Origin of the sequence: Sphaerisporangium sp. NPDC005288 (genome assembly GCF_040607475.1) — a bacterium.
Classification (GTDB): Bacteria; Actinomycetota; Actinomycetes; order Streptosporangiales; family Streptosporangiaceae; genus Sphaerisporangium; species Sphaerisporangium rhizosphaerae.
Window position 1 is genome coordinate 134,130 of record NZ_JBEXGT010000017.1, and the last position, 26,073, is coordinate 160,202.

At 71.4% G+C, this 26,073-nt stretch carries 23 protein-coding genes; 5 read left to right on the plus strand and 18 right to left on the minus strand.

Going from position 1 to position 26,073, the window contains the following annotated elements; all coding sequences use genetic code 11:
- Positions 1 to 114: 114 nt before the first annotated feature.
- The 7 genes from ABZU32_RS18180 to ABZU32_RS18210 all read right to left on the minus strand — a co-directional run bounded on the left by ABZU32_RS18180 (position 115) and on the right by ABZU32_RS18210 (position 8,510).
- The gene (locus tag ABZU32_RS18180) at positions 115 to 1,386 is read right to left on the minus strand and encodes an ABC transporter permease (protein WP_354923560.1); all 1,272 of its coding nucleotides are present in this window, start codon (positions 1,384 to 1,386) and stop codon (positions 115 to 117) included.
- Entirely contained in the window at positions 1,383 to 2,519 is a 1,137-nt protein-coding gene (locus ABZU32_RS18185) for an ABC transporter permease (protein WP_354923563.1), read from the minus strand. Before ABZU32_RS18185 ends, ABZU32_RS18180 begins: the two co-directional genes overlap by 4 nt.
- Complete coding sequence (locus ABZU32_RS18190; RefSeq protein WP_354923566.1) at positions 2,516 to 4,150, minus strand: ABC transporter ATP-binding protein; 1,635 nt, start codon at positions 4,148 to 4,150, stop codon at positions 2,516 to 2,518. The genes ABZU32_RS18185 and ABZU32_RS18190 overlap by 4 nt, the downstream gene beginning before the upstream one ends.
- Before the next feature lie 227 nt (positions 4,151 to 4,377).
- Positions 4,378 to 5,451, minus strand: coding sequence for a BMP family ABC transporter substrate-binding protein (locus ABZU32_RS18195; RefSeq protein WP_354923568.1), 1,074 nt, complete (start codon positions 5,449 to 5,451; stop codon positions 4,378 to 4,380).
- Positions 5,452 to 5,675: 224 nt separating this feature from the next.
- Positions 5,676 to 6,917 carry a M20 family metallopeptidase gene (locus ABZU32_RS18200; RefSeq protein WP_354837334.1) on the minus strand — a complete coding sequence of 414 codons (1,242 nt, stop codon included), beginning with the start codon at positions 6,915 to 6,917 and terminating at the stop codon, positions 5,676 to 5,678.
- The gene (locus tag ABZU32_RS18205; protein ID WP_354923571.1) at positions 6,904 to 8,085 is read right to left on the minus strand and encodes a glutamate--cysteine ligase; all 1,182 of its coding nucleotides are present in this window, start codon (positions 8,083 to 8,085) and stop codon (positions 6,904 to 6,906) included. Before ABZU32_RS18205 ends, ABZU32_RS18200 begins: the two co-directional genes overlap by 14 nt.
- Before the next feature lie 215 nt (positions 8,086 to 8,300).
- The gene (locus tag ABZU32_RS18210) at positions 8,301 to 8,510 is read right to left on the minus strand and encodes a hypothetical protein (protein WP_354837338.1); all 210 of its coding nucleotides are present in this window, start codon (positions 8,508 to 8,510) and stop codon (positions 8,301 to 8,303) included.
- Between the two features lie 111 nt (positions 8,511 to 8,621).
- Here ABZU32_RS18210 and ABZU32_RS18215 point away from each other — a divergent pair, with 111 nt between their 5' ends.
- On the plus strand, positions 8,622 to 9,749 hold the full coding sequence (locus ABZU32_RS18215; protein WP_354837340.1) for a D-alanyl-D-alanine carboxypeptidase: 1,128 nt from the start codon (positions 8,622 to 8,624) through the stop codon (positions 9,747 to 9,749).
- Positions 9,750 to 9,818: 69 nt separating this feature from the next.
- Here ABZU32_RS18215 and ABZU32_RS18220 read toward each other — a convergent pair whose 3' ends face one another.
- The 3 genes from ABZU32_RS18220 to ABZU32_RS18230 all read right to left on the minus strand — a co-directional run bounded on the left by ABZU32_RS18220 (position 9,819) and on the right by ABZU32_RS18230 (position 13,229).
- Complete coding sequence (locus ABZU32_RS18220; RefSeq protein ID WP_354923574.1) at positions 9,819 to 10,760, minus strand: YihY/virulence factor BrkB family protein; 942 nt, start codon at positions 10,758 to 10,760, stop codon at positions 9,819 to 9,821.
- 73 nt (positions 10,761 to 10,833) lie between these two features.
- Positions 10,834 to 11,838 carry a tryptophan--tRNA ligase gene (trpS, locus tag ABZU32_RS18225; RefSeq protein ID WP_354837344.1) on the minus strand — a complete coding sequence of 335 codons (1,005 nt, stop codon included), beginning with the start codon at positions 11,836 to 11,838 and terminating at the stop codon, positions 10,834 to 10,836.
- 65 nt (positions 11,839 to 11,903) lie between these two features.
- Positions 11,904 to 13,229, minus strand: coding sequence for a hemolysin family protein (locus ABZU32_RS18230; protein WP_354923576.1), 1,326 nt, complete (start codon positions 13,227 to 13,229; stop codon positions 11,904 to 11,906).
- Positions 13,230 to 13,376: 147 nt separating this feature from the next.
- Here ABZU32_RS18230 and galE point away from each other — a divergent pair, with 147 nt between their 5' ends.
- Together galE and ABZU32_RS18240 are read left to right on the plus strand one after the other, a co-directional pair.
- Complete coding sequence (galE, locus tag ABZU32_RS18235; protein WP_354923579.1) at positions 13,377 to 14,339, plus strand: UDP-glucose 4-epimerase GalE; 963 nt, start codon at positions 13,377 to 13,379, stop codon at positions 14,337 to 14,339.
- A 113-nt stretch (positions 14,340 to 14,452) separates the two neighbouring features.
- Positions 14,453 to 14,584 (plus strand): hypothetical protein, encoded by a 132-nt coding sequence (locus tag ABZU32_RS18240; protein ID WP_354923581.1) that lies wholly within the window; start codon positions 14,453 to 14,455, stop codon positions 14,582 to 14,584.
- 83 nt (positions 14,585 to 14,667) lie between these two features.
- Here ABZU32_RS18240 and ABZU32_RS18245 read toward each other — a convergent pair whose 3' ends face one another.
- Both ABZU32_RS18245 and ABZU32_RS18250 read right to left on the minus strand, forming a co-directional pair.
- Complete coding sequence (locus ABZU32_RS18245; protein ID WP_354923584.1) at positions 14,668 to 15,522, minus strand: hypothetical protein; 855 nt, start codon at positions 15,520 to 15,522, stop codon at positions 14,668 to 14,670.
- A gap of 152 nt (positions 15,523 to 15,674) precedes the next feature.
- Positions 15,675 to 17,141 (minus strand): MDR family MFS transporter, encoded by a 1,467-nt coding sequence (locus tag ABZU32_RS18250; RefSeq protein WP_354923587.1) that lies wholly within the window; start codon positions 17,139 to 17,141, stop codon positions 15,675 to 15,677.
- 122 nt (positions 17,142 to 17,263) lie between these two features.
- Between ABZU32_RS18250 and ABZU32_RS18255 the strand changes: the two genes are divergently transcribed.
- Complete coding sequence (locus ABZU32_RS18255; RefSeq protein ID WP_354923589.1) at positions 17,264 to 17,779, plus strand: PadR family transcriptional regulator; 516 nt, start codon at positions 17,264 to 17,266, stop codon at positions 17,777 to 17,779.
- Positions 17,780 to 18,202: 423 nt separating this feature from the next.
- Here ABZU32_RS18255 and ABZU32_RS18260 read toward each other — a convergent pair whose 3' ends face one another.
- The 4 genes from ABZU32_RS18260 to ABZU32_RS18275 all read right to left on the minus strand — a co-directional run bounded on the left by ABZU32_RS18260 (position 18,203) and on the right by ABZU32_RS18275 (position 23,160).
- Positions 18,203 to 20,203, minus strand: a complete 2,001-nt coding sequence (locus ABZU32_RS18260; RefSeq protein ID WP_354923592.1) for a serine/threonine-protein kinase — start codon at positions 20,201 to 20,203, stop codon at positions 18,203 to 18,205.
- 245 nt (positions 20,204 to 20,448) lie between these two features.
- Complete coding sequence (locus ABZU32_RS18265) at positions 20,449 to 21,666, minus strand: NADP-dependent isocitrate dehydrogenase (protein ID WP_354923595.1); 1,218 nt, start codon at positions 21,664 to 21,666, stop codon at positions 20,449 to 20,451.
- A gap of 104 nt (positions 21,667 to 21,770) precedes the next feature.
- Entirely contained in the window at positions 21,771 to 22,052 is a 282-nt protein-coding gene (locus ABZU32_RS18270) for a DUF3017 domain-containing protein (RefSeq protein ID WP_354837361.1), read from the minus strand.
- Positions 22,039 to 23,160: a citrate/2-methylcitrate synthase gene (locus ABZU32_RS18275; protein ID WP_354837363.1), complete on the minus strand. Its 1,122-nt coding sequence runs from the start codon at positions 23,158 to 23,160 to the stop codon at positions 22,039 to 22,041. Before ABZU32_RS18275 ends, ABZU32_RS18270 begins: the two co-directional genes overlap by 14 nt.
- A gap of 182 nt (positions 23,161 to 23,342) precedes the next feature.
- Here ABZU32_RS18275 and ABZU32_RS18280 point away from each other — a divergent pair, with 182 nt between their 5' ends.
- Positions 23,343 to 23,993: an FHA domain-containing protein gene (locus tag ABZU32_RS18280; protein WP_354837365.1), complete on the plus strand. Its 651-nt coding sequence runs from the start codon at positions 23,343 to 23,345 to the stop codon at positions 23,991 to 23,993.
- A gap of 156 nt (positions 23,994 to 24,149) precedes the next feature.
- On the opposite strand, the gene ABZU32_RS18285 is transcribed toward ABZU32_RS18280, so the two are convergent.
- Both ABZU32_RS18285 and ABZU32_RS18290 read right to left on the minus strand, forming a co-directional pair.
- Positions 24,150 to 24,755, minus strand: coding sequence for a response regulator transcription factor (locus ABZU32_RS18285; protein WP_354923598.1), 606 nt, complete (start codon positions 24,753 to 24,755; stop codon positions 24,150 to 24,152).
- A gap of 7 nt (positions 24,756 to 24,762) precedes the next feature.
- Complete coding sequence (locus ABZU32_RS18290; protein WP_354923601.1) at positions 24,763 to 25,899, minus strand: histidine kinase; 1,137 nt, start codon at positions 25,897 to 25,899, stop codon at positions 24,763 to 24,765.
- Positions 25,900 to 26,073: the final 174 nt, after the last annotated feature.

Genomic DNA, 26,073 nt, shown 5'->3' on the forward strand with positions numbered 1-26,073 from the left:
TGGTTCCCCCGTGGTTCCGATGGCGTCGGTCATGGCACGGCCGGCTCGCGCCGGCCCGCCTGTTGTCGTGGCGTGGCCGTCCCGTGGCCTGGCCCGTGTGGCGGTACGGCCGTCTCACGTGGCCTGGCCCTTGCGGTACGGCAGGCCGTCGGTCGCCGGCATGCGCAGCCGCTGGGAGGCCAGCGACAGCACCAGCAACGTCGTGAGGTGCGGCGTGAAGGAGGTGAACTGCTCGGGCACGGTGTCGGTGGTGGCGAACACCGCGAAGACCAGGACCGCGAAGATCCCGGTGAACAGCGCCGCGCGGCCCCGCTGCTGCCGTACGAGCTGGTAGACGGCGAACGCGGCGAGCAGCATCGCGACGACCAGCAGCAGCGCGTGGACCGAGGTGCCGCCCTGGCGCAGTTGCAGGGCGTCGGTGTACCCGAACAGCAGCGCGCCGCCGGCCAGGCCGCCCGGCCGCCAGTTGCCGAAGATCATGGCGGCGAGGCCGATGAAGCCGCGCCCGCCGGTCTGGCCCTCCCGGTAGATGCCCGCGGCCACGATCGACAGGAACGCGCCGCCGAGCCCGGCCAGGGCTCCGGAGACCACGACGGCGAGGTACTTGTACAGGTACACGTTGACGCCGAGCGACTCGGCGGCCACCGGGCTCTCGCCGCACGAGCGCAGGCGCAGCCCGAAGGCCGTGCGCCACAGCAGGTAGAAGCTGAGCGGGACGAGCAGGATGGCGAGGATGACGAACAGCGACACGTTCTGCGTCACGCCGTAGAGCACGCCGGCGAGGTCCGAGAGCAGGAACACGTGCGTGTTGGCCAGGTCGCGCAGCGGCGTGCCGATGCCGGGGACGCTGACGGTCTCGATGGGCGGGATGCGCGGCGACTGGGTCTCGCCGCCGCCCTTCATGCCGACGAACACCAGCTTGGACAGGTACTGGGTGACACCCTGGCCGAGCAGGGTGATCGCGACGCCGGAGATGATGTGGTCGACGCCGAAGGTGACGGTCGCGACGGCGTGCAGCAGACCGCCCAGCGCCCCGCCGATGGTCCCGGCGATGACGCCGGCCCACGGGGTGCCGAAGGTCAGCGCACCCCAGGCGCCGCACCAGGTGCCGAGGATCATCATGCCTTCGAGGCCGATGTTGACCACGCCGGACCGCTCGGACCACAGTCCGCCGAGGGCGGCCAGGCCGATGGGGACGGCGAGCCCGATGGCCGCGCCGATGGTGCCGCCGGAGGTGATGTCGTTGGCGCCGGTGACGACCCGGGCGAGCGACATCATGACCAGCAGCGCCAGGACGCCCAGCAGGGCCACCTGCCAGTTGAGCGTGAGACGCCGGGCGGCCGGGGGCGCGGCCGGCGCCTTGGCGGACAGGCCGGTGACCGTCATACGGCCGCTCCCTGGGGCTCGGTGGGGGCCGCGGTGGACAGCTGGCGGCTGACCCGGCGCTGCTCGGCCACCGCGCGGTACCGGTGGACCAGCTCGTAGGCGATGATGACCGAGAGCACGATGGTGCCCTGCATGATGATCACGATCTCCTTGGGGATGCCGTTGAAGTCCAGGATGTCGTTGGAGTTGTCCAGGAAGCTCCACAGCAGGGCGCCCACGGCGATGCCGATCGGGTTGTTGCGTCCCATCAGGGCGATCGCGATGCCGGTGAAGCCCAGGCCCGCCGGAAAGTCCAGGCTGTAGGAGTACGACGCGCCGAGCAGCTGCGGCAGGCCGACGAGCCCGGCGACCGCGCCGGACAGGATCATCGTGTACAGCACCATCTTCTTGACGTTGATGCCGCTGGCGACGGCCGCCGTCTCCGACCGGCCGGTGGCCCGCAGGTCGAAGCCGAAGCGGGTGCGGTTCAGCACGACGTGGTAGGCCACGCCGAGCACGGCCGCCACGATGATCATCCCGAACACCTTGGCCTGGGTGCCGGAGACGAGCGCGATGCCGGGGAAGTGCCCGGACGGGCCGATGGGCTTGGTGCCGACGTTGTTGCCGTTCAGGACGGCCAGCCGGCCGGGAGTGAGCAGCCAGGCGCCGAAGCCGGTGGCGATGGCGTTCAGCATGATCGTGGAGATGACCTCGCTGACCCCGCGCGCGGTCTTCAGCACCGCGGCGATCGACGCCCACAGGCCGCCGACGAGCACGGCGACCAGCATGATGACGCCGACGTGCAGGGGGCCGGGCAGGGTGACCGCGCCGCCGACCGCGGCGGCGACCAGCACGGCCAGGCGGTACTGGCCGTCCACGCCGATGTTGAACAGGTTCATCCGGAACCCGATCGCCACGGCGAGGGCGGAGATGTAGTAGGTGGTGGCGGTGTTGAGGATCAGCACCTGGATGGAGGGGGTGGCGCTGAAGTCCAGCAGCAGCCCGAGCGTCTGGAACGGCTGGTTGCCGTTGAGCAGCAGGATGATCGAGGTAACGACGCCGGCGAAGACGACGGCCAGGACGGGGGCGGCCAGCGCGAGGACGCCGCCGAGCCTGACCCTGCCGAGCAGCCGGTCGGTGAAGGACGAACTCATGCTTCCTCCCCGGCCTCGGCCGCCGCCGAGCCGAGTCGCTCAGGGCCGTCGGAGGCGGCCGGTAGCTGGTCCGCGGGCTCGGCCGTGGCGCCGGTCATGGCGGAGCCGAGCTGTTCGGGGGTCACGGTCGCCGGATCCACGTCGGCGACCATGCGGCCGCGCAGGATGACCTTCAGGGAGTCCGACAGGCCGATCAGCTCGTCGAGGTCGGCCGAGATCAGCAGGACGGCCAGCCCTCTGGCGCGCGCGGCCCGCAGGTGGTCCCAGATGGCGGCCTGCGCGCCCACGTCCACGCCCCGCGTGGGGTGGGAGGCGATCAGGACGACCGGCTCGCTGCTCATCTCGCGGCCGACGATGAGCTTCTGCTGGTTGCCGCCGGACAGCGCCATGGCGTCCACGTCGATGCCGGGGGTGCGCACGTCGTACTCGCGGACGATGCGCTCGGTGTCGGCGCGGGCGCCGGCCCGGTCGATCCACGGCCCCTTGACGTTGGGCCTGCGGGTCTGGTGGCCGAGGATGCGGTTCTCCCAGAGGGGGGCGCCGAGCAGCAGGCCGTGCCGGTGGCGGTCCTCGGGGATGTAGCCGATGCCGCCCTCGCGCCTGCGCAACGTCGCCCAGGCGGAGATGTCGGCGCCGTCCAGGGTGATTGTCCCCTCGGCGGGGCGCATGCCCATGATGGCCTCGACCAGTTCGGCCTGCCCGTTGCCCTCGACGCCGGCGATGCCGAGCACCTCGCCCTTGCGGATGTCGAACGAGACGTCCTCCACGACCGCCCGTCCGTCGCCGGCGCGCACGGTCAGGCCGCGCACGGCGAGGGCCACCTGGTCGGTGACCGTCGACTCGCGCGTCTCGGGGCTGGGCAGCTCGCTGCCCACCATCAGCTCGGCGAGCCGCCGGGCCGTGACGTCCCCCGGGTCCACGCTCGCCACGGTGGTGCCGCGCCGGATGACCGTGATGGCGTCGGCGACGCGCAGCACCTCGTCCAGCTTGTGGGAGATGAAGATGATGGTGAGGCCCTCGCGGACCAGTCCGCGCAGGTTGTCGAACAGCTCGTCGACCTCCTGGGGCACCAGCACGGCGGTCGGCTCGTCCAGGATCAGGATGCGCGCGCCGCGGTAGAGGACCTTGAGGATCTCGACGCGCTGCCGGGCGCCCACGCCGAGGTCCTCGACCAGGACGTCAGGGGAGACGCCGAGGCCGTAGGCGTCGGAGATCTCCTTGATCTTCCGGCGGGCGGCGGCGAAGTCGATGCCGATGCCGCCCTTGCGCGGCTCGCTGCCCAGGATGATGTTCTCCAGGACGGTGAGGTTGTCGGCGAGCATGAAGTGCTGGTGCACCATGCCGATGCCGGCGGCGATGGCGTCCCCCGGCGTGCGGAAGGAGACGGGCGACCCGTTGACGCGGATCACGCCTTCGTCCGGCCGCTGCATGCCGTATAGGATCTTCATGAGCGTGGACTTGCCCGCGCCGTTCTCGCCGACGATGGCGTGCACGTGCCCGCGCAGCACGGTGAGACGGATGTCACGGTTGGCGACGACGCCGGGGAATCGTTTGGTGATCCCCTCGAGCTCGACGGCGGGCTCCGTGGCGGGAGCCGAAGAAGTCGAAGTGCTGATGGCGGCCTCCTCCATGCGGACGGCCTCGGTGGCGCGGCCGGCGCCCGGTGGGGCACGGCGGCCGGCCGTGTCGGCGGATCTGACGGGGCTCTGGAATCGCGGCCCGCGCCCGCGGGCGGAGCCGTAACCGGCACGCGGGCCGGCCGCGGGCGGGTGCCGCGGCCTCGCGTGGCTGAGCGGTGAACCGACAGTAGCCCAAGGGGCCCGGTGATGCGGACCCGGGCCCCTGGACCGTCAGCGGATCACTCGGAGGGAACCTTGATCTCGCCGCTGATGATCTTCTGCTTGTACTCGTCGAGCTTGTTCTTGATGTCGTCGACCTGGCCGCCGGTGGTGGAGAAGTCGACGCCCCCGGCCTTGAGGTCGTAGGTCGTCGGGCCCGCCTTGACGGTGCCGTCCACGTAGCTCTTGAGGAAGTCGAACACCGCGACGTCGACCTTCTTGAGCATGGAGGTCATGATGACACTGCGCACACTCTCGTCGGCCGTGAGGGCCTGGTCGGAGTCCACGCCGATGGCCAGCGCCTTGGACTCCTTGGCCGCCTCGAAGACGCCGCCGCCCGAGCCGCCCGCGGCCTGGTAGACGATGTCGGCGCCGGCGTCGTACATGCCCTGCGCGGCGGTCTTGCCCTTGGCCGGGTCGTTGAACCCGCCGAAGTCCGGCGGCTGGGTGAGGTACTTGACGTCGACCTTGATGTCGGGCTTGACGGACTGGGCGCCCTTGGTGAAGCCGACCTCGAACTTCTTGATCAGCGGCACCTGCACGCCGCCGACGAAGCCGATGTGGTCCTTCTTGGTCTTCATCGCCGCGGCGGCGCCGACCAGGAAGGAGCCCTCGTTCTCGGCGAACACCAGGTTGGAGATGTTCGGCCCCTGGGCGGCGTCGTCGATGATCGCGAACTTGGTGTCGGGGAACTCGCCCGCGACCTTCTTGATCGCCTCGGAGTAGGCGAAGCCGACCGCGATGACCGGGTTGTAGCCGCTCTGGGCGAGCAGGCGGAGCCGCTGCTCCTTCTGCGCGCCGGTCTCGCCGGCCCCCGCCTCGAGCTCCTTGGCGTCGGTGATCTTCAGATCGGTCTTGGCCTTCTCCAGGCCCGCGGCGGCGGCGTCGTTGAACGACTGGTCACCGCGCCCGCCGATGTCGTACGCCAGGCCGACCTTGGGCCCTGCGGCCGCCGGCGCGGAGGCCTCGCTCGACGCGCCCGGGGACGCCGCGTCGGTGCCTTCCGATCCGCTGCCACCACATGCCGCTACGGCCATGAGCATGGCGCTCACCGCGGTCGTGGCGGCCAACTTGCCTGCGTGAATGCGGAGCAAGGTGACTCCTTCCGTGTTCTTCGCCGTCCAACTCGTGTGCACGCGCGAAGCAGACCGCACGGCAACCCTGCACGGAAGATAGTTGTTTGACCGGTGTTGGCCAAACCGCCGCCCGGCTCCGAAATAGGTCCGTTATGCAGCTCACGCCACCCTGTGACCTGCGGAACCGCGAGATGGGGAGACGGGGAGCCGCCTTTCGGACGTCCCCGTCGGGCCTGGCGCCGTCAGGCGGTGACGGGCTGCGCGTCGGACCTCTCGGCCGAGACGGTGCATCCGTCCCACAGAGAGGTCAGGGCTGTGGCGGCCATCACACGCACGCCGACGCCGATGCAGCTCTCGTCCACGTCGAAGGTGCCCTGGTGGATGTCCATCTGCCGGGTCTCCCCCGGGGCGCGCACCCCGAGCCGGGCGTAGGCGCCGGGCACCGACTCCAGGTACCACCCGAAGTCCTCGCCACCGAGGGACTGCGGCGTGGGGACGGTGGACTCCAGGCCGAGCACCTGGTGGGCCGCCTCGCGGAGCATGTGCACGCTGGTGGCCTCGTTGATGGTCGGCGGGACGCCGCGCAGGTAGTTCATCTCGGCCTCGACGCCGTAGGCGATGGCGACCGAGTCCAGCAGCGACTTGAACAGATCGGGGGCCTCGTGCCAGGCCTGCTCGTCCAGGCAGCGGATGGTGCCCTCGGCGACGCCGTCGTCGGGGATGGCGTTGGCGACCGAGCCCGCCTGGACCCGGCCCCACACCAGCGACAGCGACGAGCGGGGGTCGACGCGGCGGCTCAGGGCGGCCGGCAGCTCGGTGACGATCTTGGCGAGGGCGAAGACGAGGTCGGCGGTCAGGTGAGGGCGGGCGGTGTGGCCGCCGGGGCCGGCGACGCGGACGCTGACCTTGTCGCAGGCGCCGGTGATCGGGCCGACGCGCAGCCCGAGCTTGCCGACCTCCACGCGGGGGTCGCAGTGCAGGCCGAATATGCGGTCGACGCCGCTGATGCCGCCGGCCTCCAGCACCTTCAGCGCGCCGCCGGGCATGACCTCCTCGGCGGGCTGGAAGATCAGGCGCACCCGCCCGGGCAGCAGGCCGGCCGCCGCCTGCTCGGCCAGGAACAGCCCGGTGCCGAGGACGATCGCGGTGTGCACGTCGTGGCCGCAGGCGTGGCACACGCCCGGGACGGTCGAGCGGTAGGACACGTCCTTCTCGTCGGGCAGCGGAAGGGCGTCGATGTCGGCGCGCAGGGCGACGGTGTGGCCGCCTCCGCTGCCGATGTCGCAGATCAGGCCGGTGCCGCGGGGCAGGGGGGTCGGGACGAGCCCGGCGGCGGCGAGCCGCTCGGCGATTCGCTCGGTGGTCCTGTGCTCGACGAAACCGAGTTCGGGGTGGGCGTGCAGGTCACGCCGGAACCCGATCAGGGAGTCGTTGTGAGCGCCCAGGAACGCGTCGAGCTCGCCCCTTAGATCACTTGCCGGCATGGCCCATCGCCCCGTTCGACGTTCGCAGGTTGGTGGTGACGAAGCGGTCCTCCGCGAGTTCGACGATCGTCGCGTCGACGATGTCGTCCAGGGTGCCGCCTCCGGTGAGAATCGCGCGCTGGCGCTCGCAGGAGTTGCCCTGCTCCACCACGTCGGTGATGGTGGCGAGCTCTTCGGGGCAGCCGAGGCGTTCGGCCACCGGGGCGAGCTCGCGCGTCAGCTCATAGAGCATGTCGCGCATCGGCGCGGTCGATCCGTGGTCGTCGGTGATGACGTAGGCGTCCAGCCCGTAGCGGGTGGCCCGCCACTTGTTGTCGCGCACGACCCAGGGCGCGGGGTGCGGAAGGCGATACCCGCGATCGAGCTGCTGGTCGAACTGCTGCACGAGGCACTGCGACAACGCCGTCACCATCCCGACCTCCCGAAGGGTCGGTATACCGTCGAACATTCGAATCTCAATCGTGCCGAAGTCGGGGTGTGGCCGGATGTCCCACCACACTTCCTTAATGCTCTTGATGGTCCCCGCGCGCTTCAGGGTGTCCATGTACTCTTCGAACTCGGCCCAGTCGGCCAGCATCTGCGGCGGTCCCGCTGTCGGCAGAGAACCGAAGACGATGGCCCTGCTGGAGGCGAGCCCGGTGTCTTGGCCGCCCCAGTAAGGGCTGGAGGCCGTCAGCGCGAGGAAATGCGGCAGGTAGGCCGCAAGTGCGTTGACGATGGGGATGACTTTATCCCTTTCCCGCACCCCCACGTGGACATGTACGCCAAATGTTTGGATCCTCCATGCCAGCCACTGCATCTCCTCGACCAGCTCGGTGTACCGCTGGACGGGGGCGTAGACGGCCTCGCGCCAGTCGCTGATGGCGTGGGTGCCGGTGCAGGCCAGGGCCATCCCCTGCGGGTCGACCACCTGCCGCAGGCGGTCGATGGTGGTGCGCAGGTCGCGCACGGCCTCCGACACCGTGTGGCACACGTCGGTGATCACCTCGAGCTGGGACTGCATCAGCTCGTGCATGACCTTCGGACGCGGGCTCTCGCTCAACTCGGGGACCGCGTCCAGCACCAGGCGCGCGTCCTGGCGCAGACGGCGGGTGCGCTTGTCGACAAGCTGGAGTTCCCATTCGACGCCCAGTGTCGGGCCGCGCGAAGGATTGAACTCGATTGGCACAGCACGCCTCCATGCGAAAGGTCCCAAGGCCGAGTCTCCGCCTTCGCGACGGCATCGGCCAACCCTACGGTCACCCCAGTACGTCCCGACTTACGGCTTTCCGCACTTTGGCCACCAGACCGGAGGAGGTACCCACTCATGCATGGTCAACCGCAAAACGGTCGTTAACCGTCTCTGCCCGCGCAGGAGGGCTTATATGCGGACGGAGGCCAGGCTCAGCGATCGGCGGGGCGCCGCGGACGCCAGGCGCGCCAGCCGATGACCCCGACCACGACGGCGAGCACCACGTTGACGACGATCAGGATGCCGTGCACCACATAGAAGGCCGTGGGATGCCCGTCGGCGAGGTTGAACCCGAGCATGACCCACTCGACGACCATGAAAGCGGCCAGGACCAGCAGAAAGCCGGCCATACGTCGTGTCATCTTCACCGCCTCCATGGTACCTCCACGGTTACTGACCAGGCACACTCGCGATCTTTGTCGTGTCTTGCCCCACGTGAAAAGCGACAAAGCTACTCTGAATTCCCTATGGGGATGAAGCACGTATCAGCAGTCAGCGCGCTCGCGCTCGCCGGGGGGCTCACGCTCGTCACCCCCGCCCAGGCGCGTTCGGCGACCGACGACACCGCGCCCGTCGGCGGCGGGATGCTCGGCCGCCACGGCGTGGTGGTCGACCCGGCGGCCGCGGCCCTGCCGAAGACCGGGGCGTCGGCCTTCGTGGTGGCCGACGGCGACACCGGCGAGGTACTGGCCGCCAAGGACCCGCACGGGCGCTACCTGCCGGCCAGCACCCTGAAGATGCTCACGGCCGTCACGCTCATCCCCAAGCTCGACAAGACCAAGCTGATCAAGCCTAGCGCCGAGGCGTGCAACGTCGAGGGCAGCGCCGTCGGGCTCACCCAGCACAAGATCTACCGGGTGCGCGACCTGCTCCGCGCGCTGATGATGGTCTCCGGCAACGACGCGGCCGTCGCGCTCGCCGAGGCCAACGGCGGCCTGCCCCGCACCCTGGCCGACATGAACGCCGAGGCCAAGCGGCTGCAGGCGCTGGACACCGTCGCCAAGACGCCGAACGGCCTCGACAAGCCCGGCCAGAGCAGCTCGGCCTACGACCTGGCGCTCATCGCCCGCGCCGGGCTGGCCAACGCCGACTTCCGGGAATACGTCGGCACCAAGGTGGCGAACTTCCCCGCCCCCGGCGGCAAGCACTACGAGATGGCCAACCACAACCGGCTGCTCGGCCGCTACCCCGGCATGATGGGCGTCAAGAACGGCTGGACGACCAAGGCGCTCGGCAGCTTCGCCGGCGCGGCCCGGCGCGACGGGCACACCATCATCGTCTCGATCATGCACCACGAGGGCGGGTTCTGGGAGGAGGTCAAGGAGCTGCTCGACTGGGGGTTCGCCTCCCGGGGCCACGTGGCCGCCGTCGGCACCCTGGTCTCCCCCGTCCCCGACGTCAAGCCGACCAAGCCGGTCGGCGGCCCGCCCGGCGCCGTCCCCGCCGTCTCGCCCCGGCCCGTCGTCGCGGCGCAGGACTCCCCCCTGGTCGGCATCGGCGCCGGCGTCGTGGCCGCGGGCCTGCTCGGCGGCGTGGTGTGGGTCGTCTACGGCGTGCGCCGCCGCTCCCGCACCCGGCGCGAGGAGCCGTCCGAGGTGTGACCGCTCAGCGGGCCCCTCACTCTGTATCGAACGTGCTCAGCGCTGTATAGATGTGTGCGCGGCGGGCCCTCACTCGTACCCGCCGGCGGGCGCGGGGGTCGGCTCGGGAGGCGGGGCGCCGTTGGCGGTGGAGGTCCAGGCGGCGACGTACAACACCCAGCGGCTGGACAGGTTGAGCCACACCAGCAGGCCGACGATCACCGCGAACGTGCCGTAGATCGGGTTGCTGAGGGTGTGCGAGAGGAGCAGCGTGGCCGCCTGCTTGAGCGCGCCGAAGCCGACGGCGCCGAGCAGCGCGCCCTTCAGCGTGGTGAACAGGGGTTCGCCCACCTTGCCCATCCAGCCGAGGATGACCAGGAAGACGAGCATGTCGGCGGCGATGCTGATCAGCACGCCGGCCGTCCGCACGAGCGCCGCGGCCACGACCGAGTCGGCCAGCCCGAGCCAGCCGACGATCGTGCCGGTGGCCTGCACGGCGAACCCGCCGACCAGGACCGACACCACGAGCGTCAGGCCCATCAGCAGCAGGGCGACCAGGTCGCGCAGCTTGCCGACGAACCAGTTCATCGGCGGCTCGCAGCTCACGCAGATCTCGTGGACGGCGTCGCGCAGCGCGTCCACGACGCCGAGACCCGCGTACAGCAGGCCGAGCAGGCCGATGACGCCCGCGCTGCCCCGGGCCGTGGCGAGGTCCTGGACGCGCAACTGGTCGGCCAGGCCGGGAAGCTGCTGGTCGATGGCCTTCACCAGCGTGGTCAGCGCGTCCGGCCGCAGCGTGAGCACGTACCCGAACAGGGCGAACGCCAGCGCCAGCAGGGGGAAGAACGACAGGAAGGCGAAGTAGGTCACCGCGCCCGCCAGCCGGTCGCCCCGCTGGCTCTGGTAGCGGTGGAAGGTGCGGATCAGGTGGTCCAGCCACGGCCAGCGCACGCGGGAGCGTTCGGTCCTGACCCGGCCCCACCGCTTGACGGCCTCGATCGTGCGCAGGATCGAGGCCCACGTGCTTCCCATGCAGGCCATCTACCCCACAGGTGTACGGTATGCGAGCCCGCCCGCGGGGCCTTCGGGCACCGGGACGGTGTGGTCAGAGCTTGGGCAGGAAGCCGACCCGGTCGCGGACGGCCTCCATGGTCTCGCGGGCCACGGCCGAGGCGCGGGCGGCGCCGACGGCGAGCAGGCGGTCGAGCTCGGCCTCGTCGGCCAGGAGCTTCTCGGTGCGCTCGCGGATCGGCGCGAAGGCCTCGACGACCACCTCGGCGACGTCCTTTTTGAAGGCGCCGTAGCCGAGGCCGGCGTAGCGGGCCTCCAGCTCGGGGATCGGCGTGCCGCTGAGCACCGACTGGATGCGCAGCAGGTTGGTGACGCCGGGCTTGTTCTCGGGGTCGGCGACGACCTCGGAGCCGGTGTCGGTCACCGCGCGCATGACCTTCTTGCGCAGCGGCCCCGGCTCCTCCAGGACCTCCAGGAGGCCCTGCGGGCTGGAGGAGGACTTGGACATCTTCGCCAGCGGATCCTGGAGGTCGGTGATCTTCTCGACCTCCTTGGGGATGAACGGCGCGGGGAGGTTGAAGGTCTGGCCGTACCTGCTGTTGAAGCGCTGGGCCAGGTCGCGGGTGAGCTCCAGGTGCTGCTTCTGGTCGGCGCCGACCGGCACGAAGTCGGCCTGGTACATCAGGATGTCGGCGGCCTGGAGGATCGGATAGGTGAACAGGCCCACCCCGGCCGAGCTCTCGCCGTATTTAGCCGACTTGTCCTTGAACTGGGTCATGCGGGCGGCCTCGCCCATGCCGGTGTTGCACATGAGGATCCAGGCGAGCTCGCTGTGCTCGCGGACCTGGCTCTGCACGAACAGCGTGCTGCGCTCGGGGTCCAGACCGGCGCCGAAGAGCTGGGCGGCGGACACGCGCGTGCGGCGGCGCAGGTCGGCGGCCGACGGGTTCACGGTGATCGCGTGCAGGTCGGCGATGAAGTAGAACGCGTCGTGGGTCTCCTGCATGTCGACCCACTGGCGCACGGCGCCGAGGAAGTTGCCGAGGTGGAAGGACTCGGCGGTGGGCTGGATGCCGGAGAGCACGCGAGGTCTGGCCATAGCACTCAATTGTGTCAGGAGTCGGGGACCGTCCGCGACTCGCGCACGGGGCATGTCCCCGTGGATCAGGAGGGGTCCCGGGCCTCCTCAGGGTCCTCGGCAGGGGGCGCGACGACCTTTCTGATGACGCGGACGCGGGCGACGCGGCGGCCGTCCATCTCGGTGACGATCAGCGTGCAGGCGGGCCGCTCGATTTGCTCCCCCATCTCGGGCAGGTGGCCGAGCGCGGCCATGACGTAGCCGCCGAGCGTCTCGTACGGGCCCGCCTCGAGCTCGATGCCGGTCTCGGCGGCGAAGTCCGGAAGGTTGACCAGGCCGTCGATCTCCATCTCGCCGGCGACCAGGCGCACGGACTCGCCGTCGGCGTCGTACTCGTCGCGGATGTCGCCGGTGAGCTGCTCGACCAGGTCCTCCATGGTGACGATGCCGGCCGTGCCGCCGTACTCGTCGACGACGATCGCCAGATGCTGGCCGTCGTCGCGCATCTCGCTCAGCGTGGGCAGAACCCGCTTGGTGGCCGGCAGCAGCTTGACCGGCCTGATGGGCACCAGCTCGCCGATCGGCTCGATGCGCCCGGTGAGCACCGGATCGAGCAGGTCGCGGACGTGGACGAACCCGACGATGTCATCGTAGGAGTCGCGGTAGACGGGGAACCGGGAGTGCGGCATCGCCGCCGCCAGGATCGCCGCCTCGGCCAGAGGCGTGTCCAGCGCCATGAACTCCACCTCGGTGCGCGGCAGCATCACCTCGCGCAGGTGGCGCTTCCCGGCGGTGAAGACCTCGTCGATCAGGTCGCGCTCGTCCTTGGTGAGCTCCTGGTGGCCGACGACCATGTCCCGCAGTTCCTCGGTGGTCATCTCGGCGCGGTCGGCCTGGGGGTTGCCGCCGAGCAGCTTGACCACCCCGTCGGTGGACTTCGACAGCAGCCAGATCACCGGGCGCGACAGCGCGGCCAGCCGGTCAAGGAACGGGGCGACCACCATGGACAGCCCTTCGGCCCGCTGCAGGGCCAGGCGTTTGGGCGCCAGCTCGCCGAGGACCAGCGTCACGTAGGAGATCGCGAGGGTGACCACCACCAGCGCCAGCGGCCGGGCGGAGGCCGCGGGCAGCCCGGAGCGGGCGATGACGGGCTGGAGCTGGCCGGCCAGCGTGTCGGCGCCGACGGCGGCCGACAGCACGGTGGCGACGGTCACCCCGATCTGCACGGCCGACAGGAAGCGGTTGGGGTCGCGGGCCAGCCGCGCCACACGCGCGCCACGCCGGCCCTCCTCGGCCAGCCGCCGGATCTGGCTCTCACGCAGGGAGACCAGGGCCATCTCGGCCGCGGCGAAGAACCCGCCGATCAGGACGAAGACGAGGACCAGGACGATGTTGGCCGCGACGTTGTGCACGTCGATGTCCGTTCGGGTGAGGCGCTCAGGATGATCTGGTCAGCGTACCCGCTGCCCCTTGTCCGCTTGCCGCCGGAGGCGCGTAAGCTAGACGATAGACCTACAAAATCAAACACGATCACACACGATCGAACGGAGGCCGGGCAAGTGAAGCTGCTGGTAACCGGGGGCGCGGGCTACATCGGGAGCGCCGTGGCCGCACAGCTCGTCGAGGCGGGCCACGAGGTCACCGTCCTGGACGACCTGTCCACGGGGCACGCCGACGCGGTGCCCGCCGGCGCTTCGTTCGCCGAGGCCCCGATCGCCGAGGCGGCCGGCGTCCTTGACCCGTCGTTCGACGGCGTGCTGCACTTCGCGGCCCGCTCGCTCGTCGGCGAGTCGGTGGAGAAGCCGTCGCTGTACTGGTCCAACAACCTCGGCGGCACCCTCGCGCTGCTGGAGGCCATGCGCGGTCACGGCGTGCGGCGCATCGTGTTCTCCTCGACCGCGGCGACCTACGGCGAGCCCGAGGGGACCCCGATCACCGAGACCGCCCCGACCCGCCCGACCAACCCCTACGGCGCCTCCAAGCTGGCGGTGGACACGGCGCTGACCGCCTTCGCCGGACTGCACGGCCTCGGCGCCGTCAGCCTGCGCTACTTCAACGTGGCCGGCGCCTACACCGCGGCGGACGGGCGCGTGTACGCCGAGCGGCACGCCGTGGAGACCCACCTCATCCCGAACGTGCTGGCCGTCGCGCTCGGCCGCCGGGAGGCGGTGAGCGTCTTCGGCACCGACTACCCCACCCCCGACGGCACCTGCGTGCGCGACTACATCCACATCGCCGACCTCGCGCGGGCCCACCTGCTCGCCCTGGACGCCTGCCGGCCCGGGGAGCACACGGTCTACAACCTGGGCAGCGGCACGGGTTTCTCCGTGCAGGAGGTCATCTCGGTGTGCCGGGAGGTCACCGGCCACCCCATCCCCACGGTGACCGGCGAGCGGCGCCCCGGCGACCCGGCGGTGCTGGTGGCCTCCTCCGAGCGCATCCAGCGTGAGCTGGGCTGGAAGCCCGAGCGCGCCGACCTGCGCTCCATCGTCGCCGACGCCTGGGCGGCGATCGCGCGCTGACCCCGGCCGGTCCGCGCGGCCCCGACTGGAATCACGTTCCGCGAAAACCGAGTCTCATTCCGTCATCGTGTGGTGAGATCTCCTTCGTGAGGAAAGCTGGAAGCTTTTCACCTTTGACGCTGAGGATGGCGTTCGCCGGTCTCATCATGCTCTGCGCGAGCATGGCCGCGGCCGGCGCCGTCTTCGCGACGACCTACCCCCGCGGAGGCCCGGCCGGCGCCACCTGTCCCGCCCATGCCGGGTGAGACGGACGCCGGCCCGCGCGGGCGGGCGCCGGCGCGGGCTCGGCGGCGCGCGGGCGCAGGACGGGCGCGCACGGCGCCGGGGGTCAGCCGTGGCGCAGCGAGACATGCATGCGGGCCTGGTTGTTGGCCGGCCGCCGGTCGCCCACGCGCGCGGAGTACACCGTGGCCCTGGCGCCGACGTCGCGCGCCCGGCCGCGGGGCACCCGGAAGACCAGGTCGAACGTCCCCCGCGCCCCTGACCTGATCGGCCCGAGCGCGCAGCCCAGCCGTCCGTGCCGTTCCGCGCAGCGGGCGCCCTTGGCCGACAGGAACCGCGCCCCGTTCTCGGTGAAGTGGACCCGCGCGTCGCGCACCACCCGCGGCCCGCTGTTGCGCACCGTCGCCCTGACCGGGAACCGCTCCCCCGGCTTGGCGCTGGTGGCGGCGGGCGACAGCCGGACCGCGAGGTCCGCCCCCTCGTCGACCCGGGTGACCACCTCGGCGCTGTTGTCGGCCTCGTTGTCGTCGACGACCTCCGACGACAGACCGGCCGTGGCGCGCAGCGGGCCGCGGGCGCCCGCCCGCACCAGCCCGAGCACCGTCACGGCCCCGGAGCCGCCGGCCGCGATGTCGTCCGGCGACGGGCACACCACCTCGTTCTTCGCGGCCCCAGGACGGCAGGTGGCCACGTTCACCGCGGCGATGTCCACCTGGTCGGGCAGGTGGATCTTCAGCACGGGGAGCACCGCGTCGCCCGGTCCGGCGTTGCGCACCTTCACCTGGTACGACAGCCACTGACCCGGCTGCGCGACCCGCGGCGACGCGGCGACGCGCACCGACAGGTCCGCCCCGCCCCACCGCCCTGGGGCGGACCCGGACGAGGCGTTCACCACCAGCGGCGCGGCGGAGACGACGAAGAAGACCAGACCGGCGGCGATTCCAGCCGTGAACAGACCCATTGATGTGCGACCCCCAAGCGTTCGGCTCAATTGAACGCCGCCGGAGTCGCGCGCCGCCCGCCCGACACGCGACCCCTGGTGCAGGCGAACCCCACGCGACCGCAAAACCTTGCCACGACGTCCCGCCGGCACCTGACCTGGGCTGATGTGTCCTATTCCGCGAGGGCGGGGGCGCCCGGCGCCGCGCCCCGCTCGATCACGTGCCGGGGCAGGAACACCAGCGCGGCGAGCGCGATGACCGCGCCGGTCACGGCCAGCCACGGGATGACCGCGGCGGCGGCCGCCGCGTGCGCCTCCGCGGGCACGCGGGTGGCCGCATGGTCGCGGACGACCGAGGCGTAGGCCGTGCCGGCGACGGCCAGGGCCACCGACCCGCCGATCTGGCGGAAGAAAGTGAGCTTGGCGGTGGCCGTGCCGATGTAGCCGGCCGGGACGGCGTACTGGACGGCCACCGTCAGCCCCGACAACATCGGCCCGACGCCGAGGCCCATGAGCGCCATCCACGCCACCAGCGCCCACGCCGGGGTGTCGACGGCCAGGCCCGAGCACAGCAGCCCTCCGGCGGCGATGAGGAAGGGCGCGGCCACCAGCCAGGGCTTGTACCGGCGCGTCCTGCCGATCAGGCCGCCGGTCAGCACACTTCCGGCCAGCATGCCGAGCATGAACGGGTAGATGCGCAGGCCGGACTCGGTGGCGCTCATGCCCTGCGCCTGCTGGAAGTAGCGCGGCAGGAACACCGCCCCGGCGTACAGGCAGGCCGCGGTGAAGAAGGAGGCCAGGTTGGCGATGGTGTAGGAGCGGTTGCGGAACAGGTGCATCGGCACGATCGGCTGCTCGGCGCGCAGTTCCACCGGCACGAAGACCGCCAGCAGCACGACGGCGGCGGCCAGCGGGCCCGCGACCGCCGGGCTGGTCCAGGAGTGGCCGTCCAGGCCCTTCTCGGTGAGACCGACGAGCAGCGCGCTGATGCCGACGGTGAAGACGGCGATGCCGAGATGGTCGGGCCTGGCCCGGCCGGTGCCGCCGGCTCGGGGCAGCCGCAGCGCGATGATGCCCAGCAGCACCGCGCCGACCGGGAGGTTCACGAAGAAGGCCCACCGCCAGCTCGCGTGGTCGGTGAAGAACCCGCCGAGGAACGGCCCGGCGATGTAGCTGGCGGCCATGACGCCGCCCAGCGCGCCCTGCACCCTGCCGCTCCTGTCCGGCGGGAACAGGTCGGCCACCAGCGCGAGCGACAGCGGGATGAGCGCGCCCGCGCCGAGCCCCTGCAGGCCGCGGAAGGCGATGAGCTGCCCCATGTCCTGCGCCAGGCCGCACAGCGCCGACCCGAGCAGGAACAGCGTGACGCCGACCAGCAGCAGCGGCCTGCGCCCGTAGGCGTCCGACAGCCGGCCGTACAGCGGGACCGTCACCGTGGAGGTCAGCAGGTAGGCCGTCACGACCCAGGTGTACAGGCCCGCGCCGCCGAACTCGGCGGTGATGCGGGGCAGGGCGGTGCCGACGATCGTCTGGTCGAGCATCGCGAGGAACATCCCGCCGAGCACGCCGAGCAGCAGGAGCCCGTTCCCCTTGGTGGACGGCTCCGTCCGTGCCGGAGCCGTGGTGGTGGTGGCCGCCATCTGTCGTCCCTTCGCCCTTCGTGGCATGGCCGGTCCGTGGCGAGCGCCGCGTCCGGTCCGGCCGAACACGTAGAAGGTGACATGTCTGGCTTGACATGTCAATCCTTGGATATCATGACGCCATGTCCCTGCGCATCGCCCTGCTGGGCCTGCTGTCCTCCTCCGGCCCGGCGAGCGGGTACGACCTGACCAAGAAGTTCGAGGTGTCGATCAACCACGTGTGGCAGGCCGGGCACAGCCAGATCTATCCGGAGCTGGCCAAACTGGCCGCCGACGGCCTGGTCACCGTGGAGGCCGAGGGCGCGCGCGGACGCAAGACCTACGCGGTCACGCCCGAGGGCAGGGCCGAGGTCCACCGCTGGATGCTGGAACACGTACCGGCCGAGCCCGCACGCAGCGAGAACGCCCTGCAGGCGTTCCTGCTGCCGCTCCTTGACGCCCCCGAGGCCGTCGCCGTGCTCGAGAGGATGTCGGCCGTCAGCCGGGCCAGGCTCGGCCACCTCTACGAGCTGAAGGTCGCCAACCCGCCGGCGTCCGGCCGCCTCGGCGTCCACGCCCTCGAACTCGGCATCATGCAGACCGAAAGCTTCCTCACCTGGGCCGCCACCACCATCGACGCCCTCCGCCACGACGCCTAGCGCGGTGACCACATATCGTTCACCGAGCACGACTCTCCACCCCCGGCCGCACCCGGAGCAGTGACCACATACGCTCACCGAGCACGGCACTCCACCCCCGGCCGCACTTAGCGCGGTGACCACATACGCTCACCCAGCACGGCACTCCACCCCCGGCCGCACTTAGCGCGGTGACCACATACGCCCACCCAGCACGGCACTCCACCCCCGGCCGCACTTAGCGCGGTGACCACATACGTTCACCGGCGCGGCTCTCCACCCCCGGCCACGGGCTGTAGTGATCGGCGCCGGGTCGGCGGGTCGTGGTACGGCGATGCCGGCGCCTGCTACGGCGCCCGAGCCGGTGAACGTTCGTGGACGGCGCACCAGCGACGGCGGCGCCGGTGTGCGGAGCTCGACCAGCGAAGGCTCGCGGGGCCCGCGCTAGTCGCAGGGGGCCGGGGCGGGTCTGGTGGTCTCGGGGGTGAAGTCGACCTTGGCGAAGTACTTCCTCAGCAGCGCCTGCGCCGTGCGGTCGGCGTACATCTGGGAGATCGCGGCGCGCACCGCCTGGCACGCCCGCACATCGCCCTTCTTCACCGCCACGGCGTAGCGCTCGTCGGTCAGCCGCGCTCCCAGCACCTTGTAGCGGATGCTCTCGCGGTCGGCGAACCCGGCGAGGAGCAGGTCGTCACCGGGAACGGCGTCCACCTTGCCCTGGCGCAGCAGGTCCATGCACGCGGCGTAGGTCGGGGCCGACTCAAGCTGGACGCGCACGGCATCCTGGACGAGCCCGGTGGTCACGCTGGCCCCCGGAGCGCACATCTTGTGCCCTTCCAGGTCGGACAGCTTCTCGAACGGATCTCCGGCGCGCACGAGCACGTCCACGTGGCCGGTGTAGTAGGGCCCGGCGAACGTCACCGCGTCCTTGCGGCCGGCGGACATCGAGTAACTGGCGATGACCAGGTCGGCCTCGCCGGAGGCCAGCACCGACGCCCGCTCGCTCAGAGGCACGGCGCGGAAGGAGACGCCGCTCGCCGGAACCCCGAGCTGCCTGGCGATGTAGGAGCCGACCTCCACCTCGAACCCGTGCCACCCGCCCTGGCCGTGCAGGGCGATGCCCGGCACCAGGTCGCGTACGGCGATGCTCAGCCGGCCGGTCATGGCGGCCTTGTCGACGATCGAGCGGAAGGTCGCCAGGGTGGCGGACGGGCTCGGCGACGGCGCGCTCGCGGTCTTCGGCGGCGCGGTGCCCATGTGGGACGACGGCCCGGGGCCGCCGAGGCCGAGGCTCGGCCCCCACTGCCGTACGGCCAGCGCGCCGCCCCCGGCCAGCACCAGGACCGCCGCCGCGGCCGCCGCCCAGCGTCCCCTGCGCGGGCGCCGGGAGGGGGCCATGCCGCTCGTGGGCGCCGCCTCCGGGGACCCGGGCGGGCCGCCCGCGGCGTCCGGGCCCACCATCGCGAACCGGGCGTTCTGGCCGGCCGGAACGCCGCCTTGGGCGCCCGGCCAGGCCGTGGGCGTGCCGCCGGGGCCGGCCGCCCAGGCGGTGTCGCGGGTGCCGCCGGTGCCGCCCGTCTCGCGGCCCGCCAGCTCGGCGCCCTCGCTGAGGACCGCGGTGGAGGCGCCGTCGGCGTCGGCATGGCCGAGCAGCCGCAGCAGCACCCGGTCGGCCGTCGGGCGGGACCGCGGATCCTTGGCCAGGCAGGCGCGCACCACGGCGCGCAGCGGGTCGGGCATCGCGCTCAGATCGGGCTCGTGGTTGAGCACGCGGTTGAGCACAACGGCGATGGAGGTGCCGCCGAACGGCGCCGACCCGGTGGCGGCGAAGGCCATCGTCGAGCCCCACGCGAACACGTCCGCGGCCGGCCCCACCTCTCCCCCGGAGATCTGCTCGGGCGCCATGTACGCGGGCGTGCCGACCGCCCTGCTGGTGATCGTGCCCGTCGAATCCAGGATGCGCGCGATGCCGAAGTCGACCACGCGCGGCCCGTCGACGGCCATGAGCACGTTGTCGGGCTTGAAGTCGCGGTGCACGATGCCCGCGCGGTGGATGGCGGTGAGCGCGGTGGCCGTGCCGACCGCCAGCCGCTCCAGCCCGCCCGCCTTGAGCGGCCCCCCGGTCTCGACGGCCTCGCGCAGCGGCCTGCCCTCGATGTACTCGCTGGCGATGTACGGCGTGTCCCCGTCGAGGTCGGCGGCGATCACCCGCGCGGTGCAGAACGAGGCGACGCGCTGGGCGGCCTTGAGCTCACGCGCGAAGCGCGACCTGGCCGTGTGGTCGCCGCTGAACTTCACGTGCAGCAGCTTGACCGCCGCGCGTTCGCCGGTGTCGTCCTGGCCGAGGTACACGACCCCCTGGCCGCCCTCTCCGAGGCGGCCGGTCAGTCTGAAGGGGCCTATCTGCTCGGGATCTCCTCGTCCGAGCGGCCCGAGCTCCGGCATTCCCGTCCTCTGGTCGTGTCAGGTTCCGACCATGAGAACTTTACGGCCCCTTGGGAGTATCGCCGGTGCCCGAGACCACGACGTGACCTCCTCCGGCGGGCGTCATGACCCGGGCGGGTCCCAGGATCCGGGCGGCACGGCACCCCGCCGGGCGCGCGCTTTCGCCGGGCGCGGGCTCTCGCCGGAACGGCGAAGGGCCCGTCCGCCGGACTCCCGGCGGAGGGCCCCACGTCTGCTCGCAGGCGTCAGCCGGCCATCTTCTTCTTGAGGTTCTCGTCCAGCGCCGCCAGGAAGTCCTGGGTGGTCAGCCACTTGGCGTCGGCGCCGACGATGAGGGCCAGGTCCTTGGTCATCTGGCCGCCCTCGACGGTCTCGATGCAGACCTGCTCCAGCGCCTCGGCGAACGCGGTCACCTCGGGGGTGTTGTCGAGCTTGCCGCGGTGGGCGAGCCCACGGGTCCAGGCGAAGATCGAGGCGATCGGGTTGGTCGAGGTCGGGTTGCCCTTCTGGTGCTCGCGGTAGTGGCGCGTGACCGTGCCGTGGGCGGCCTCGGCCTCGACCGTGCGGCCGTCGGGGGTCATCAGGACCGAGGTCATCAGGCCGAGGGAGCCGAACCCCTGGGCGACGGTGTCGGACTGCACGTCGCCGTCGTAGTTCTTGGCCGCCCAGACGTAGCCGCCCTCCCACTTCATCGCGGCGGCGACCATGTCGTCGATCAGCCGGTGCTCGTAGGTGATGCCGGCGGCCTCGAAGTCGGCCTTGAACTCGGTCTCGTAGATCTCGGCGAACAGGTCCTTGAACCGGCCGTCGTAGGCCTTGAGAATGGTGTTCTTCGTCGACAGGTAGACCGGGTAGTTGCGGGCCAGGCCGTAGCGCATCGAGGCGCGGGCGAAGTCGCGGATCGACTCGTCCAGGTTGTACATGGCCAGCGCGACGCCGGAACCCGGGAAGTCGTAGACGTCGAGCTCGATCGGCTCCGAGCCGTCCTTGGGGGTGAAGGTCAGAGTGAGCGTGCCCTCGCCCGGGATCTTCAGGTCGGTGGCGCGGTACTGGTCACCGAACGCGTGACGGCCGACGACGATCGGCTTGGTCCAGCCCGGGACGAGCCTCGGCACGTTGGACATGATGATCGGCTCGCGGAAGATGACGCCGCCGAGGATGTTGCGGATCGTGCCGTTCGGCGACTTCCACATCTTCTTCAGGCCGAACTCCTCGACCCTCGCCTCGTCGGGGGTGATGGTGGCGCACTTGACGCCGACGCCGTACTGCTTGATGGCGTTGGCGGCGTCGATCGTCACCTGGTCGTCGGTCGCGTCGCGGTGCTCGATCCCCAGGTCGTAGTACTTGAGGTCGACGTCGAGGTAGGGCAGGATCAGCTGGTCCTTGATGAACTTCCAGATGATCCGGGTCATCTCGTCGCCGTCGAGTTCGACGACGGGACCCGCTACCTTGATCTTGGGCATGCTTGGGGTTCCCCTTCTTACAACTTCTTACGACTAGGCTGACCAAACCGGTCTTTCTACGCACGCAATCGTCGTGAGGCTACCCGACCGGGTATGCCGGGCCGCTATCTGCCCGTCATCCACTGCACGGCGACGCTGGCGGCGACCACGGCGAGCACGCAGCCGAGGACGCCATAGGTGACGGCGTCGGTGCGCCGCTTGCGCACCGCGAGAAGGCTCTCGCCGCCGTCCGGGACGATCAGTCGCAGCACGGCGCCCAGCAGCAGCGAGCCCGCCACGACCAATGAGCCCGCCCATGCGGGCAGGCCCACCGCGATCGCCCCAAGGCCGATGGCCGCACCCGCCAGGACCAGCAGGTACGACCCCCAGCCCTTACCGTTCGTCAATCGGTACCCACTTCTGGTCGCGCTGCCCGATGTACTCGCTGTCGGGACGGATCAACCGGTTGTCGGCGTGCTGCTCGATCACGTGAGCGGTCCAGCCGGACATCCGGCTCACCGAGAAGACGGGGGTGAACAGGTCCGTCGGGATACCGAGATAGTGGTAGACCGTCGCGGCGTAGAAGTCGACGTTCGGATAGAGGCCCTTCTCGGCGAAGACGACCTCCTCCATCTCCTTCGACATCCGATAGTAGGTGTCATCTCCGCCGGCCTCGCCCAACTCGCGCGACATCTTGCGAAGGTGGGTCGCGCGCGGGTCCTCGGTCTTGTAGACGCGGTGCCCGAAGCCCATGATCTTCTCGCCGCGGGCCAGCTTGTCGCGTACGGCCTGCGCCACGCCGTCCGCGGGGATGCTCTCCAGCGTGCGCATGACCTGCTCGTTCGCGCCGCCGTGCAGCGGGCCCTTCAGCGTGCCGATGGCGGCCACGATCGCCGAGTGCATGTCCGACAACGTCGCCGCGCACACGCGGGCGGCGAAGGTGGAGGCGTTCATGGTGTGGTCGGCGTGCAGCACCAGGCAGGCGTCGAAGACGTCGACGGCGTGCTGGTCGGGGACGCGGCCGGTGATCTGCAGCAGGAAGTTCGCCGCGACGCTCAGCTCGGGGTCGGGCTCGCGCAGCGGGGCGCCGGTGCGGGCCGCGTGGTACCGGGCGACGAGGATGGGCTGCTGCGCGGTCAGGCGCGCGGCCTTGCGGCAGTTGGCCTCGGCCTCGTTGGAGTCCTTGTCGGGGTCTTCGGCGCCGGCGAGGGAGACCAGCGTCCGTAGCGCCTCCATGGGGCCCTGTTTCTCGGCGATCTCGGCGACGTTGGCTTCGACGAGGGCGCCGAGGGTGCGGCCCCTGACCAGCTCGGCTCCGTAATCGGCCAGCTGCTGTCGCGTGGGGAGCGTGCCATGCTGCAGCAGGTGCGCGGTCTCTTCGAAGCTCGTGCGGCCGGCCAGGTCGTGAATGTCGTAGCCGCGGTAGAAGAGGCGACCGGCTTTGCCGTCGATGTCGCTCAGCGCTGTGGACGCGGCGACGACATCGGCGAGGCCTTTGGTGGGGTTGTCCGCCATGTGTTGTTTCCTCCGCTTATCTTCGTCCGCAGTCTACCTGTGAGCTGGTAAAACCGGCCGAGGAGGTCCAGACCAATTTCTGCATTGATTCTCGTTATGGCAAAGGAGATTCCCCAACCCCTCGTTTGGGTAAGCCGGAGCTGTAGCGGAAGTAACGGCGGGCTACCTGGGGAGGAACTGCCGTGGAGGGGCCGTTCATACGCGTCGAGGACACCGGTGAGGTGGTCCCGTTGCGCCCCGAGATCACGACGATCGGCCGAGGCCGAGGCGTCGACGTGAGGCTGGCCGATCCGAGCGTGTCACGGCTGCACGCCGAGTTCGTCCGCCGTGGACCCTACCTGTATGTCGTTGACCTGGGCCTGTCCCGCAACGGCACCCGGGTGAACGGCAGGCCGATCGCCCGGAGGGTGCTGGACGACGGCGACGTCGTCTCCTTCGGCGCGGCGCGCTGCCGCGTGGGTGGCATCCCGAGGGAGGACTTCGCGCCGGAGGTCGAGCTGCGCCGCGCGGCCGCGCCCGAGCTGACCAGGCGGGAGGTCGACGTGCTGACCTCCCTGTGCAGGCCCGCGCTGTCGGACGAGGCGTTCGTCGCGCCGGCGACCGCCCGCGAGATCGCCGACGACCTGGTGGTGACGGAGGCCGCGGTCAAGCAGCACCTGCTGCGCCTGTACCAGAAGTTCCGCATCCCCGAGGGCATCAACCGGCGCACGAGGCTGGCGAACGAGGTCGTCGCCCTCGGCCTGGTGCGTCCCACGCCCGTGGTGCCCCCACAGCGCACCTCCGGGCCGGGCGAGTCCCCGCCCCCACAGACGGCCGGCCGCAGGGCCTCATGACGTCCACGCCACCGGCGCTTCCGCGTCCGCCTGGCGGCCCCCGGCCCTGAACGCCCAGGGACGCCGAGACATCGACGTCCCTGGACGTGTTCCGGCGGCGGAGCGAGGGGCACGGTCGGCCATCGGCGCCCAAGAGCCAGCCGTGTCCGCCGGCGGTCAGAGCCAGCCGTGTTCGTCGGCGATCAGGGCCGCCTCGGCGCGGGTGGCGGCGCCGGTCTTGCCGATGGCCGCCGACAGGTGGTTGCGCACGGTGCCGTTCGACAGGCGCAGCGCCCTGGCGATCTCGGCGACGGTGCCGCCGTGCCGGGCCTCGCGCAGCACGTCGCGCTCGCGCGCCGTGAGCGGGCTCGTCCCGCTGGCCAGCGACTCGGCCGCCAGGGCGGGGTCCACGACGCGCAGCCCGGCGTGCACCCTGCGGACGGTCTCGACCAGATGCTCCGGCGAGGAGTCCTTCACGACGAACCCCGCGGCGCCGTTCTCCATCGCCCGCGCGAAGTAGCCGGGCCGTCCGAAGGTCGTGCAGATCACCACCCGGCAGGAGGGGACGGCCGCGCGCAGCTCCGCGGCGGCGGCCAGCCCGTCGCCGCCCGGCATCTGCACATCGAGCAGCGCCACGTCGGGGCGGGTGCGCCGCGCCGCCTCCACCGCCTCGGCGCCCGACCCGGCCTGAGCGACCACCTCGATGTCGGCCTCCAGGGCGAGCATCGCGGCCAAGGCCCCCCGGACCAGCGCCTGATCGTCCGCCAGCAGCACCCTGATCACGGCCGCCTCACGTCCGGCTCGCCCGGAGGCGGTAGCCGCCCTGGGGCAGCGGGCCGGCCTCCAGGCGGCCCTCGACGGCGCACAGCCGTTCGGCCAGGCCGGTGAGGCCGTTGCCGGCCGGGCGGACGCGGGCCGGCGAGCGGCCGTTGTCGCGGACCTCCAGCGTGGCCTCGCCGAGCCGCACCTCGCACCGCGTCGCGCCGCTGTGCCTGATCACGTTCGTGACGCCCTCGCGCAGCACGTACGCGAACGGCTCGACCAGCTCGGCGGGCACGTGGTCCACCGAGGCCGGCAGGGTGGCGGCGATGCCCGCCGCCCGCAACGCCTCGCGCGCCCCGAGCAGCTCCACCGTCAGCGACGGCCGGCGCTGGCCGGACACGGTGGCGCGGATCTCCCCGTGCGCCTGCCGCGACAGCCGTTCGACGTCACGCAGTTCGGCAAGCGCCCGTTCGGGGTCCGCGCCGCTCTCCAGTAGGCGCCGCGCCAGGCCCGTCTTGGCGGTGATCGTCGTGAGGCTGTGGCCGAGCACGTCGTGCAGATCCCTGGCCAGGCGGGCGCGCTCGGCGGCGGCGGCCAGCGTCTCGATCTCCTGCCGGGCCCGGCTGAGCTGGATGACCAGCCGGACCAGCAGGCCGATGGCCACCGGGGTCACCGTCTGCGAGATGAGCTCCTGCGCGTCGCTCCAGCCGACCCCGCCGTTCAGCGCCCAGGTGGCGGCCAGTTCCGCCGTGCCGACGGCCAGAGCCAGCAGCAGGCCCCAGCGCGCGGGCAACAGCCACACCGCCGCCGTCAGCGCGTAGGCCAGGTGGCCGAGGTCGGCCGGGTGCCCGCGCAGCAGCGCCACCCCCGTCCCCAGGGCGAACAGCAGGCCGACGATCACCAGCCGGTCGCGGGGCGGCCGGGTGACGCCGTACATCATCGCGAAGACCCACACCGCTCCGTAGAGGAGAACCAGGGCCGCTACGAGGACCTGGGCCGGCCCGGCGCCCGGCCGGACGACGGCGGTGATGGCGTCCCGCAGCGGCCAGACCAGGAACAGCGCGAGCACGACGACGCCCCGCGCCCTCCGCCACCGGCCATCGCTCACCGGGGTGAGGTTCCACACCGGCCACGCCGTGGCACCGAAGAGGCCCTGCTCGTGCATGGATTCACCCTAATCCCGGCCTGTAACTCCGACCCGTCGCCCGAACGCCGGATCTCCCTTGACCCCGCCTGGTGCGATGTCCACGAACGTTCACCGAGCCGGCCGCCGTAAGGGCGGCGCCAATCTCGCCGTCCCCACGACCGGCCGCTTCGGCGCCGGAGTACGCATCCACTG

Coding starts and splice junctions, on each gene's coding strand:
- ABZU32_RS18180 (WP_354923560.1), bottom strand. CDS start 1,386: ATGACGGTCACCGGCCTGTCCGCCAAGGCGCCGGCCGCGCCCCCGGCC.
- ABZU32_RS18185 (WP_354923563.1), bottom strand. CDS start 2,519: ATGAGTTCGTCCTTCACCGACCGGCTGCTCGGCAGGGTCAGGCTCGGC.
- ABZU32_RS18190 (WP_354923566.1), bottom strand. CDS start 4,150: ATGGAGGAGGCCGCCATCAGCACTTCGACTTCTTCGGCTCCCGCCACG.
- ABZU32_RS18200 (WP_354837334.1), bottom strand. CDS start 6,917: ATGCCGGCAAGTGATCTAAGGGGCGAGCTCGACGCGTTCCTGGGCGCT.
- ABZU32_RS18210 (WP_354837338.1), bottom strand. CDS start 8,510: ATGACACGACGTATGGCCGGCTTTCTGCTGGTCCTGGCCGCTTTCATG.
- ABZU32_RS18215 (WP_354837340.1), top strand. CDS start 8,622: ATGAAGCACGTATCAGCAGTCAGCGCGCTCGCGCTCGCCGGGGGGCTC.
- ABZU32_RS18220 (WP_354923574.1), bottom strand. CDS start 10,760: ATGGGAAGCACGTGGGCCTCGATCCTGCGCACGATCGAGGCCGTCAAG.
- trpS (WP_354837344.1), bottom strand. CDS start 11,838: ATGGCCAGACCTCGCGTGCTCTCCGGCATCCAGCCCACCGCCGAGTCC.
- ABZU32_RS18245 (WP_354923584.1), bottom strand. CDS start 15,522: ATGGGTCTGTTCACGGCTGGAATCGCCGCCGGTCTGGTCTTCTTCGTC.
- ABZU32_RS18250 (WP_354923587.1), bottom strand. CDS start 17,141: ATGGCGGCCACCACCACCACGGCTCCGGCACGGACGGAGCCGTCCACC.
- ABZU32_RS18255 (WP_354923589.1), top strand. CDS start 17,264: ATGTCCCTGCGCATCGCCCTGCTGGGCCTGCTGTCCTCCTCCGGCCCG.
- ABZU32_RS18260 (WP_354923592.1), bottom strand. CDS start 20,203: ATGCCGGAGCTCGGGCCGCTCGGACGAGGAGATCCCGAGCAGATAGGC.
- ABZU32_RS18265 (WP_354923595.1), bottom strand. CDS start 21,666: ATGCCCAAGATCAAGGTAGCGGGTCCCGTCGTCGAACTCGACGGCGAC.
- ABZU32_RS18275 (WP_354837363.1), bottom strand. CDS start 23,160: ATGGCGGACAACCCCACCAAAGGCCTCGCCGATGTCGTCGCCGCGTCC.
- ABZU32_RS18290 (WP_354923601.1), bottom strand. CDS start 25,899: ATGCACGAGCAGGGCCTCTTCGGTGCCACGGCGTGGCCGGTGTGGAAC.